Below are 11,662 nucleotides of genomic sequence, written 5' to 3'. Positions count from 1 at the left end.
AACAACTTACCGATCGTTTTTAACCAGCCCGTCAAGAAAACGCTCAGCGTCTAACGCGGCCATGCAGCCGGTGCCTGCCGAGGTGATCGCCTGACGATAGATATGGTCCATCACATCGCCTGCCGCAAAGACGCCTGGGATGCTGGTCTGAGTGGCGTTGCCGTGCAGACCCGACTGAACTTTGATGTAACCGTTCTCCAGCGCCAGCTGACCTTCGAAGATAGCCGTATTCGGACTGTGTCCGATAGCCACAAACAGACCCGCAACTTCCAGCGCTTCTGTTTCATCACTGTTCTGGGTAGAACGCAGCGTCAGGCCGGTCACACCCATCTGATCGCCTGTGACTTCTTCCAGCGTACGATGGGTGTGCAGCACGATATTGCCATTGCGCACTTTTTCCATTAGGCGGTCGATCAGGATCTTCTCTGCGCGGAAGCTGTCACGACGGTGAATCAGATGCACTTCAGCCGCGATGTTCGCCAGATAGAGCGCCTCTTCAACGGCCGTGTTACCCCCGCCAATCACTGCGACTTTCTGGTTGCGATAGAAGAAACCGTCACAGGTTGCACAGGCAGAGACACCTTTGCCCTTGAACGCCTCTTCAGACGGCAGACCCAGGTAGCGCGCTGACGCACCGGTGGCAATGATCAGGGCATCTGCCGTGTATACGCCGCTGTCGCCAGTGAGGGTGAACGGACGGTTCTGCAGATCAACGGTGTGGATGTGATCGAAAATGATCTCAGTATTAAATTTTTCGGCATGCTCGTGCATGCGCTCCATCAGCGATGGACCTGTCAGATCGTGCGGGTCGCCCGGCCAGTTCTCCACTTCAGTGGTGGTGGTCAGCTGTCCGCCTTTTTCCAGACCGGTGATCAGCACCGGGTTAAGGTTGGCGCGTGCAGCATAAACGGCTGCGGTATAACCCGCTGGGCCGGAGCCCAGAATGAGTAACTTACTGTGTTTGGCCGTACTCATGCGTTCCTCAGTTTCATTCGGCTGACATAGTCTGCGATTGTAGGGAATATCCGGCGACAATAACAAGACTTAGCCAATTTTGTTAACGATAGCTGCAAGTGGCGTAGACGATGAGCGGCGGTTTTGCCTGGTCAATGCGCCAGAATGGGGCAAAAATCGGCTTTAAAGGGTGCAAAAGTGGAAAAATACTCATTTAAAAACAGATACCCAGCGGTCTGTCTGGCATCTTGTCCTGAATTTGGTGATTTTACTTTGACAATCGCCTGCGCTTTTGCGAAAACATTATCAGAAGCGAATAACATTTATCGGAACAAAACAGGTTTTCGTCGCCTGTTTTGCGTGTAACGCCGAATAAAAGCAGCCTGATATGGATAATGACGCATGATGTGGACAGACAACATGCGTCATATCGATAGGTGTCAGATCACAGGCTCTGTTAGCTCACTTCAGAAATGCCCCGAACATTGAGCGTTTTCAGGGCGTGGCAGGTAAAGGGAAGGAATTAAGAGAGACAATAATAATGGTAGACAATAAGAAACGCCCCGGGAAAGACCTCGACAGAATTGACAGGAACATTCTGAATGAACTTCAGAAAGATGGTCGCATTTCAAACGTAGAGCTTTCCAAACGCGTAGGCTTATCGCCTACGCCATGTCTTGAGCGTGTACGCCGTCTCGAACGCCAGGGATTTATTCTTGGTTACACTGCGCAGTTAAACCCGCACTATCTGGATGCCTCTCTGCTGGTATTCGTTGAGATTACTCTGAATCGTGGTGCGCCGGATGTGTTTGAGCAATTTAACGCCGCTGTGCAAAAACTTGAGGAAACTCAAGAGTGTCACCTCGTTTCCGGCGATTTCGACTACCTGCTGAAAACGCGCGTACCTGATATGTCTGCCTACCGTAAGCTGCTGGGCGAAACCCTGTTGCGCCTGCCGGGCGTAAACGACACGCGAACTTATGTGGTGATGGAAGAGGTCAAACAGAGCAATCGACTGGTGATCAAAACTCGCTGATGCGGGGCAGGTGCAAAACCTGTGAGATTTCGGTACACTCCTGTGCATTCATACAGGATCAGCGTCGGGCTTGCCCGACGCTGTTGCTTCTTACTTTACAGGCACCTGGAGAGTCCTCTTGAGCCAGGAATATACAGAAGATAAAGACGTTTCGTTACAATCGCTGAGCAGTGGACGTCGTCTGCTGGAAGCGTTGCTCATTCTGGTGGCGCTGTTTGCCATTTACCTGATGGTTTCACTGGTCAGTTTTAACCCTTCCGATCCGAGCTGGTCGCAAACGGCCTGGCATGAACCTATCCATAATATCGGCGGCAGCGTCGGTGCCTGGCTGGCTGACACCTTACTCTTCATCTTTGGTGTGATGGCGTACGCCATTCCGCCCGTCATTCTGGGTTTGTGCTGGATTGCTTTCCGTCAGCGCGACAGCCAGGACTATTTTGACTACTTTGCCGTGGGGTTACGCTTAATTGGCGTTCTTGCGCTCGTGGTAACGACCTGTGGTATGGCAGCGCTGAACGCTGATGATATCTGGTACTTTGCTTCGGGCGGCGTGATTGGTAGCCTGGTCAGTAATGCTATTGCTCCCTGGTTCAGTCCGGCTGGCGGCACGCTGATGCTGCTCTGCGTCTGGGCGGCGGGGATAACCCTGTATACCGGCTGGTCCTGGCTCACCATTGCAGAAAGAATTGGTGGTGTCGTCATGGGCGTCCTGACGTTTGCCAGCAACCGCTCACGTCACGATGAACCCTGGCAGGAAGAGGATGACGAACGCGACGCGCAAGATTATGCGGATGTCCCTGCATTGCATGCCGCCGATCAGGATGATGACGTGCTGCTGTCTGCGCCGCGTGCTGTCGAGCAGGAAGATGATGTGCTGCTTGCCGCGCCACGCGCTGCCGCTCAGCCTGTGCCGACACAGCCGGATCCGCTACTGGCGAAAGCGGCAGCCGCAACCAGTGCGGCGGTAGCCGCCACTGCGGAAGCTGCAGAGGTGACCATCGCTCCCGCAGCGCCGGTTAACGCGGCACCTGCTGCTGCAGCCTTTACTGCATCGGCACCTGCCGCGTCAGCAGCAATACCTGCATCACCGACGGCACAACCTGTTCCAGCATCTGCACAGAGCACCCCTGCATCCTATGGTGCAACGACTGCCCCGGCGCAGAGTGCTTCTGCACCCGCAGCCTCACCACCGCTTTACCACTTTGAAATGCCAGACGAAGCTCCGGCTGCGCCGTCGTTCAATGCTTACGACGATGACGAACCTAAAATGGGTAACTGGCGTGACACATCAGCGATCCCTGCGGCCGCAACAGCCGCCGCTGCCGGAACGGCGGCCACACGTACTGCGCCTGTTTTCGACTTAGCCCCTGAAACCAATCTGAATCCGCAGGTTAAGCAGGGTATCGGACCGGCGCTGCCGCGTCCTAATCCGGTAAAACTGCCTACGCGTCGTGAGCTGGCTTCTTATGGCATTAAGTTACCTTCTCAGCGCATGGCTGAAGAGAAAGCCAAAGCGGAAGAGAGCGAAACGGCATCGGCTACGTCGGTTTCCACTGCACCTGATGCTGAAGAGGCATTGCAGCAGGCTGAACTGCGTCAGGCTTTCCAGTCTGAACAGCAGCAGCGTTACGGCACCAACTGGCAGCAGGACGAAGAAGAGGAGCAGGATGCGCAGCAGCAGGATGCACTGGCACGTCAGTTCGCCGAGCAGCAACAGCAGCGCTATGAACCTGAAGTCAGAAAAGAGCCGGTATTGAATATTGATACCGCCTCAGCATTTGATTTTTCACCGATGAAAGATCTGGTGGATGACGGCCCGTCTGAACCGCTGTTTACCATTGCTGCGACGCCGGAGCCGGAAGCGCCTGCGGTTTCACACGAACCGTGGCAGCAGGTGAGTGAGTTCTCAAGTCCTCAGGCACCGGCTCAGGTGCCTGCACCTGCCCGTTTTGCACCGGCAGAACCTGCCTATAGTGCCCCAGTGACGCCTGCGGCACCCGCAGAGCCTGCCTATCATGCACCAGCGGCACCTCAGGCACCGGCTTATTCTGCGCCAGCTTACGGTACGCCAGCAGAGCCTGAAGCGGGTTATGCCGCGCCGTCTGCGCCTGTGTATGCTGCACCAACGGCGCCTCAGGCTCCGGCTTATTCTGCGCCGTCTTATGGCACGCCAGCCGTTGAGCCGGTTCAGCCTGTTGAAGAAGCGAAACCTTCACTGCATGACAGCCTGATCCATCCGTTCCTGATGCGCCACGAGCAGCCGCTGGAGAAACCGTCCACGCCACTGCCTTCGCTGGATCTGCTGACGGCGCCTCCTGAAGAGGAAGAGCCGGTCGATATGTTCTCGCTGGAGCAGACTGCCCGTCTGGTGGAGTCACGCCTAGGCGATTACCGCGTCAAAGCCGAAGTGGTTGGCATCTCACCTGGCCCGGTTATCACCCGTTTCGAGCTTGACCTGGCGCCGGGTGTAAAAGCAGCACGTATCTCTAACCTGTCGCGCGACCTGGCACGTTCACTCTCGACTGTCGCGGTTCGCGTGGTGGAAGTGATCCCTGGCAAACCTTATGTGGGCCTGGAACTGCCAAACAAACATCGTCAGACCGTTTATCTGCGTGAAGTCCTGGATTGCCCTAAATTCCGCGACAACCCGTCGCCACTGGCCGTCGTGCTGGGTAAAGACATTGCCGGTCAGCCGGTCGTGGCCGATCTGGCGAAAATGCCGCACTTACTCGTTGCCGGTACTACCGGTTCCGGTAAGTCCGTGGGCGTGAACGCCATGATCATCAGCATGCTCTACAAGGCGACGCCGGAAGAAGTTCGCTTCATTATGATCGACCCGAAAATGCTGGAGCTGTCGGTCTATGAAGGCATTCCGCACCTGCTGACCGAAGTGGTCACCGACATGAAGGACGCCGCGAATGCGCTGCGCTGGAGCGTCGGCGAAATGGAGCGTCGTTATAAGCTGATGTCTGCGCTGGGCGTGCGTAATTTGGCGGGTTACAACGAGAAAGTGGAGCAGGCCGAAGCGATGGGTCGTCCGATTCCTGATCCGTTCTGGAAACCGGGCGACAGCATGGATATGACGCCGCCGGTTCTGGAGAAACTGCCGTATATCGTGGTAATGGTCGATGAGTTTGCTGACCTGATCATGGCAGTGGGTAAAAAGGTTGAAGAGCTGATTGCGCGCCTGGCACAGAAAGCCCGTGCTGCGGGTATCCATCTGGTGCTGGCAACACAGCGTCCATCCGTAGATGTGATTACTGGCCTAATCAAAGCGAACATCCCGACACGTATCGCCTTTACCGTTTCGAGCAAGATAGACTCCCGTACCATTCTCGATCAGGGCGGCGCGGAATCCCTGCTGGGTATGGGTGACATGCTTTACATGCCACCGAACTCCTCACTGCCGGTTCGTGTTCACGGTGCCTTTGTGCGTGACCAGGAAGTACATGCGGTGGTTCAGGACTGGAAAGCACGTGGTCGTCCGCAATATATCGACAGTATTACGGCAGGCGAAGAGAGTGAAAGTGCCGGTGGCATCGATAGCGATGAAGAACTTGATCCGCTGTTCGATCAGGCAGTCGGCTTTGTGGTTGATAAGCGCCGTGCCTCGATTTCAGGCGTTCAGCGTCAGTTCCGCATCGGCTATAACCGCGCGGCACGTATCATTGAGCAGATGGAAGCGCAGGGCATAGTCTCTACGCCAGGACACAATGGTAACCGTGAAGTGCTGTCGCCACCGCCTCACGATATGTAGCGGTTAAATGTTTTGAAACACTACTTAATGAGCCAGTTCCGACTGGCTCATTGTTTTTACGCGGTTAATCCCCATATCTGGATCAGCTTTCGGGTTTTTCCTCTGTTCTGATGACGGAACGGCGACCAGGCTTAATGCAGTTATCGATGGGAACGTTTAAATAAGGAATTGAAGCAGATGAAATTACGCGTAATCGCTCTGGGCCTGTTGGCCACCTTTTCTTCAGCCAGCGTTCTGGCTGATGCTTCCAGTGATCTGCAACAGCGCCTGAACAAGGTCAGCAGCTTCCACGCCAGCTTCACGCAAAAAGTCACCGACAGCAGCGGTGCCAATGTGCAGGATGGTGAAGGCGAATTATGGGTTAAACGTCCCAGCCTGTTTAACTGGCACATGACCGCGCCGGACGAAAGCATCATCATCTCTGACGGCAAATCGCTGTGGTTCTACAATCCATTTGTTGAGCAGGCGACCGTTAGCCTGCTGCAGAATGCGACCAGCAATACGCCGTTTATGCTGATTGCCCGCAACCAGTCGAATGACTGGAAGCAGTACAACATTAAACAGCAGGGTGACAATTTCGAGCTGACACCGAAAAACAGCGATGGCAACCTGAAACAGTTCACCATTCAGGTGACCTCCAGCGGCACCATTAACCGCTTCAGCGCTATCGAACAGGATGGCCAGCGCAGTGATTACCAGCTGAAAAGCCAGCAGAATGGTGCTATCAGCCCGGATAAATTCACGTTCACACCGCCTAAAGGCGTGACGGTGGACGACCAACGTCAGTGAGGTCACGGTGAGTAACCTGTCCCTGGATTTTTCCACCGAAAATTTCAAACCTCTGGCCGCGCGTATGCGGCCAGAAACATTGAAACAGTACATTGGTCAGCAACATCTGCTGGGTGCGGGCAAACCTCTGCCGCGCGCGATTGAAGCAGGGCACCTGCACTCGATGATCCTGTGGGGACCACCCGGGACCGGCAAGACGACACTCGCTGAAATTATTGCGCATTATGGTAACGCCGATGTGGAGCGTATCTCAGCAGTCACTTCGGGTGTTAAAGAGATTCGTGAGGCGATTGAGCGCGCGCGCCAGAATAAACATGCCGGGCGGCGCACCATCCTGTTTGTGGATGAGGTCCATCGGTTTAACAAGAGCCAGCAGGATGCTTTTCTGCCGCATATCGAAGATGGCACGATTACCTTTATTGGTGCGACCACCGAAAACCCCTCTTTTGAACTCAACTCCGCATTACTGTCACGCGCCCGCGTTTACCTGCTGAAATCACTGACGACCGAGGATATTGAGCAGGTGCTGGATCAGGCGATGCAGGATAAAGCGCGTGGGTATGGCGACAGTGATATTGTGCTGCCGGACAATACACGCAGGATGATCGCTGAACTGGTTAATGGCGATGCCCGCCGGGCGCTGAACACGCTGGAAATGATGGCGGATATGGCTGAAATCACCGCCTCGGGTCAGCGTGAACTGACGCCGCAGTTGCTCAACGAAGTCTCGGGTGAGCGATCCGCGCGTTTTGACAACAAAGGCGACCGCTTTTACGACCTGATTTCGGCTCTGCACAAATCCGTGCGCGGCTCGGCACCCGATGCGGCGCTTTACTGGTATGCACGCATTATTACCGCAGGTGGCGACCCGCTCTATGTGGCACGCCGGTTGCTGGCTATCGCCTCAGAAGATGTCGGCAATGCCGACCCACGCGGTATGCAGGTGGCGATTGCGGCCTGGGATTGCTTTACGCGCGTCGGGCCAGCAGAAGGGGAGCGCGCTATCGCTCAGGCTATTGTTTATCTCGCCTGCGCGCCAAAAAGTAATGCGGTCTATAACGCGTTTAAAGCCGCCATGCGGGATGCGCGCGACCATCCCGATTACGATGTACCTGAGCATCTGCGTAATGCGCCGACTAAGCTGATGAAAGAAATGGGCCTTGGCAAAGAGTATCGTTATGCCCATGACGAAACCAATGCCTATGCCGCCGGTGAAGTCTATTTTCCGCAGGAACTGGCCAGCGCACGCTATTACACCCCAACCCAGCGTGGGCTTGAGGGTAAGATTGGTGAAAAGCTAAGCTGGCTCGCTGAGCAGGATCAAAATAGCCCGACAAAACGCTACCGCTGAAACAGACGTTACGGTAATGTGGGCAATGTTTTCAACGCATTCCGCGGGAATGCGTCCCTTCTTTCAACCAACTTTTTATACACAGGATAAGCATGCTCGATCCCAATCTGCTGCGTAACGAGCCAGACGCAGTCGCAGAAAAACTGGCACGCCGGGGATACAAACTGGATGTGGAAACGCTGCGTTCGCTTGAAGAGCGTCGCAAAGTACTGCAGGTGGAAACTGAAAGTCTGCAGGCAGAGCGTAACTCCCGATCCAAATCCATCGGTCAGGCCAAAGCACGTGGGGAAGACATCGAGCCGCTGCGTCAGGAAGTGAACGCGCTGGGCGAACGCCTGGATGCCGCAAAAGCAGAACTGGATGAACTGCAGAATCAAATCCGTGACTTTGCGCTGGCGCTGCCGAACATTCCGGCAGACGAAGTGCCGCTGGGCAAAGATGACAGCGAAAACCAGGAAGTGAGCCGCTGGGGTACCCCGCGCGAATTCAGTTTCCAGGTTAAAGATCACGTTGAGCTGGGTGAAGCGGCGAAAGGCCTGGATTTTGCGGCTGCCGTGAAACTGACCGGTTCGCGCTTTGTGGTCATGCAGGGGCAGATTGCCCGCCTGCACCGTGCACTGAGTCAGTTTATGATTGACCTGCACACTGAGCAGCATGGCTACCTTGAAACCTATGTGCCTTACCTGGTTAACCACGAAACGCTTTATGGCACCGGTCAGCTGCCTAAGTTCGGCGAGGACCTGTTCCACACCCGTCCGCTGGAAGAGCAGTCAGACAGCAGCAACTATGCGTTGATTCCTACCGCGGAAGTGCCGCTGACCAACCTGATGCGCGATGAGATCGTAGAAGAGGATAGCCTGCCGGTTAAACTGACCGCGCATACGCCATGCTTCCGTTCTGAAGCGGGTTCTTACGGTCGTGACACGCGCGGCCTGATCCGTATGCACCAGTTCGACAAAGTTGAAATGGTGCAGATTGTCACTCCGGAACAGTCAATGGATGCGCTGGAAGAGCTGACTGGTCATGCAGAGAAAGTGCTGCAGCTGCTGAATCTGCCGTATCGTAAGGTTTTACTCTGTACCGGCGATATGGGCTTTGGATCGACCAAAACCTACGATCTGGAAGTCTGGCTGCCAGCGCAGAATACCTATCGTGAAATTTCATCCTGTTCCAACATGGGTGATTTCCAGGCGCGTCGTATGCAAGCGCGATACCGCAACAAACAGGAAAAGAAACCGCGTCTGGTTCATACCCTGAATGGTTCAGGACTGGCCGTAGGCCGTACTTTGGTCGCGGTGCTGGAAAACTATCAGCAGGAAGATGGCCGCATCGCCGTACCTGAAGTTTTACGCCCTTACATGAATGGCGTCGATATCATCGGCTAAATGATTCACCATTCTTAAACCCGGCCATGGCCGGGTTTTTTTATGCGTAGTTTTTGAAAAAAGGATTTATTGAGACCGACTTTAATCACAAATAAACGTTATCGATACCAGGTGCGCCGGAACGCTTAAAAATCTAATTTTTCATAGAGATAGCGCTCAGCAATATGCCGCATAACACAATTGTAACCCACTGAAGATTAGTAAATTAAATTGTCCCGCAGCAAAATGTGCTGCTGTGAAATTCAGCCCATTGACTTTAAAAAAGCCAGTGGCAAACTGCGCGCAATTTCCTTCATTTTGCTCTGGTTTCTATCCCCTATGTCAACCTGGTCACGCCCCGTGATATTGCTGCTTTGCGGTCTGATGTTAATGACTGTCGCCATTGCCGTGCTGAATACGCTTGTTCCACTGTGGCTGACGCATGACTTACTGACAACCTGGCAAGTGGGCATCGTAAGTTCCTCTTATTACACCGGCAATCTGGCAGGTACATTACTGGCTGGCTGGTTAATCAGACATTACGGATTTAATCGCAGTTATTATCTGGCAACCGGGCTCTTTGCCGTGGCAACGATTTGCCTGGTAACGATGGAAGGTTTCTGGGCGTGGAGTTCGCTTCGTTTTGTCGCGGGCGCAGGCTGTGCGCTGATGTGGGTCGTGGTTGAAAGCGCACTTCTCTGTAGCGGAACCGTCCGCAATCGTGGACAGCTACTGGCTGCCTATATGATTGTTTATTATCTCGGCACCGTAACCGGTCAGTTACTGGTCAGCACCCTCTCAACAGAATTACTGAGCGTAGTACCCTGGGTTACTTCACTGGTGTTCTGTGCGGTACTGCCGCTGGTCTTTACACGGGTATCAGCCACCGGTGAAGCGGCTGAAGCGGCACCGGCTCGCATCTGGCCGATGCTTCGTCGTCGCAGTTCACGTCTCGGCATCAATGGCTGCATTATCTCCGGTATCGTTTTAGGTTCGCTTTATGGCCTGATGCCGCTTTACCTGTCGCATCAGGGAATGAGCGATGCCAATGTCGGTTACTGGATGGCGTTACTGGTCAGCGCCGGTATTGTCGGGCAGTGGCCAGTTGGTCGGCTGGCCGATCGTTTCGGCCGCTTGCTGGTGCTGCGGGTGCAGGTCTTTGTCGTTATCCTGGGTGCGATGGCGATGCTAACCAATGCCGCAATGGCACCAGCACTGTTTGTTCTGGGGCTGGCGGGCTTCACACTCTATCCGGTGGCCATGTCCTGGGCTTGTGAGACGGTTGCACATCATGAACTGGTTGCGATGAATCAGGCGCTGCTGATGAGTTATACCGTTGGCAGTCTGGCTGGACCGGCAATGACCTCCGTTCTGATGCAGAATTATTCTGACCGGCTGCTGTTTGTGATGATCGCTGCAGTAGCGCTGATCTATCTGCTGATGCTGCTGCGTAAAGCGGACCAGCAGGCGACGCCAGTGGCACATGCCTGATCGCTGAACAGTAAAAAGGGAGCGTTAAGCTCCCTTTTTTGTGACCGATTCTCTAGTACATCACTTCGTGGCCGTAGCTGGCGAGAATATTCTTAACGCGTTCCATCGTCTCTTTCGCCGGTGGTTTCACCCCATCCAGCTTGTACTCTTCACCCATGGCAATCCACTTATGCTTACCCAGTTCGTGATAGGGCAGCAATTCAATCTTCTCAACGTTCTCCATGTCACGCGTAAATTCACCCAGCCGATGCGCGGTGTCATCATCGTCAGAATAGCCAGGTACCACGACAAATCGGATCCAGGTCCGCTTGCCTTTTTTCTGCAGGTAGCGGGCAAAATCCAGCGTACGATGATTGGATACACCTACCAGAATCTGATGCACATCGTCATTCATCTGTTTGAGATCGAGCATCACTAAGTCAGTCACGTCGAGCAGTTCGTCGATTACCGGATCGTAGCGGCGTACGAAGCCATTGGTGTCAAGACAGGTATGGATGCCTTCGGCCTTGCAGGCGCGGAACCAGTCACGCACAAATTCAGCCTGAAGAATCGCTTCACCGCCTGACGCAGTAACACCGCCGCCAGAGGCATTCATAAAGTGGCGATAGGAGAGCACATCCGCCATCAGCGCCTCGACGCTGATCTCTTTGCCGCCGTGAGTATCCCAGGTGTCACGGTTGTGACAATAGAGACAGCGCATCAGGCAGCCCTGGAAGAAGGTGATGAAGCGGATGCCTGGACCGTCGACGGTCCCGCAGGATTCAAATGAGTGGATACGACCGTTAACTGACATTGCGATGTTTCTCCAGTGAGTCTGCCGGGACAGACGGCGCAATCTCTGTTGCGCTCAGGGCAGGAAATCGATTCTGGTGGGAACCTTGATGAAGATGACCATCAGAACAGACTTTTAAGGAAAAGGC

Annotated in this window: 8 protein-coding genes; 6 read left to right on the top strand and 2 right to left on the bottom strand. The window is 54.4% G+C overall.

The window, feature by feature from the left end; genetic code table 11:
• Positions 1-6 precede the first annotated feature (6 nt).
• Complete coding sequence (gene trxB, locus EGO56_RS12860; RefSeq protein WP_013357303.1) at positions 7-975, bottom strand: thioredoxin-disulfide reductase; 969 nt, start codon at positions 973-975, stop codon at positions 7-9.
• A 520-nt stretch (positions 976-1,495) separates the two neighbouring features.
• On the opposite strand from trxB, the gene lrp reads away from it, so the two are divergent.
• The 6 genes from lrp to EGO56_RS12825 all read left to right on the top strand — a co-directional run bounded on the left by lrp (position 1,496) and on the right by EGO56_RS12825 (position 10,742).
• Positions 1,496-1,990, top strand: a complete 495-nt coding sequence (lrp, locus tag EGO56_RS12850; RefSeq protein ID WP_006118610.1) for a leucine-responsive transcriptional regulator Lrp — start codon at positions 1,496-1,498, stop codon at positions 1,988-1,990.
• A 118-nt stretch (positions 1,991-2,108) separates the two neighbouring features.
• The gene (locus tag EGO56_RS12845; protein ID WP_135909527.1) at positions 2,109-5,747 is read left to right on the top strand and encodes a DNA translocase FtsK 4TM domain-containing protein; all 3,639 of its coding nucleotides are present in this window, start codon (positions 2,109-2,111) and stop codon (positions 5,745-5,747) included.
• Positions 5,748-5,924: 177 nt separating this feature from the next.
• Entirely contained in the window at positions 5,925-6,536 is a 612-nt protein-coding gene (gene lolA, locus EGO56_RS12840; RefSeq protein WP_003849334.1) for an outer membrane lipoprotein periplasmic chaperone LolA, read from the top strand.
• 7 nt (positions 6,537-6,543) lie between these two features.
• On the top strand, positions 6,544-7,887 hold the full coding sequence (locus EGO56_RS12835; protein ID WP_110331623.1) for a replication-associated recombination protein A: 1,344 nt from the start codon (positions 6,544-6,546) through the stop codon (positions 7,885-7,887).
• Positions 7,888-7,979: 92 nt separating this feature from the next.
• A complete protein-coding gene (gene serS / locus EGO56_RS12830; RefSeq protein WP_135909525.1) occupies positions 7,980-9,272 on the top strand; it encodes a serine--tRNA ligase in 1,293 nt (430 codons plus the stop codon).
• Between the two features lie 318 nt (positions 9,273-9,590).
• The gene (locus tag EGO56_RS12825; RefSeq protein WP_135909523.1) at positions 9,591-10,742 is read left to right on the top strand and encodes an MFS transporter; all 1,152 of its coding nucleotides are present in this window, start codon (positions 9,591-9,593) and stop codon (positions 10,740-10,742) included.
• Between the two features lie 52 nt (positions 10,743-10,794).
• On the opposite strand, the gene pflA is transcribed toward EGO56_RS12825, so the two are convergent.
• Positions 10,795-11,535 carry a pyruvate formate lyase 1-activating protein gene (pflA, locus tag EGO56_RS12820; RefSeq protein WP_033732109.1) on the bottom strand — a complete coding sequence of 247 codons (741 nt, stop codon included), beginning with the start codon at positions 11,533-11,535 and terminating at the stop codon, positions 10,795-10,797.
• Positions 11,536-11,662: the final 127 nt, after the last annotated feature.

The sequence above is a fragment of the Pantoea vagans genome (assembly GCF_004792415.1).
GTDB classification, from domain to species: domain Bacteria; phylum Pseudomonadota; class Gammaproteobacteria; order Enterobacterales; family Enterobacteriaceae; genus Pantoea; species Pantoea vagans.
Note: the sequence above shows the minus strand (reverse complement) of the source record. Positions and strands in the feature narration are given on the sequence as shown.

Excerpts from the sequence above, each read along its gene's own strand:
- lrp (WP_006118610.1), top strand. The coding sequence starts at position 1,496 with ATGGTAGACAATAAGAAACGCCCCGGGAAAGACCTCGACAGAATTGAC.
- pflA (WP_033732109.1), bottom strand. The coding sequence starts at position 11,535 with ATGTCAGTTAACGGTCGTATCCACTCATTTGAATCCTGCGGGACCGTC.
- lolA (WP_003849334.1), top strand. The coding sequence starts at position 5,925 with ATGAAATTACGCGTAATCGCTCTGGGCCTGTTGGCCACCTTTTCTTCA.
- EGO56_RS12825 (WP_135909523.1), top strand. The coding sequence starts at position 9,591 with ATGTCAACCTGGTCACGCCCCGTGATATTGCTGCTTTGCGGTCTGATG.
- trxB (WP_013357303.1), bottom strand. The coding sequence starts at position 975 with ATGAGTACGGCCAAACACAGTAAGTTACTCATTCTGGGCTCCGGCCCA.
- serS (WP_135909525.1), top strand. The coding sequence starts at position 7,980 with ATGCTCGATCCCAATCTGCTGCGTAACGAGCCAGACGCAGTCGCAGAA.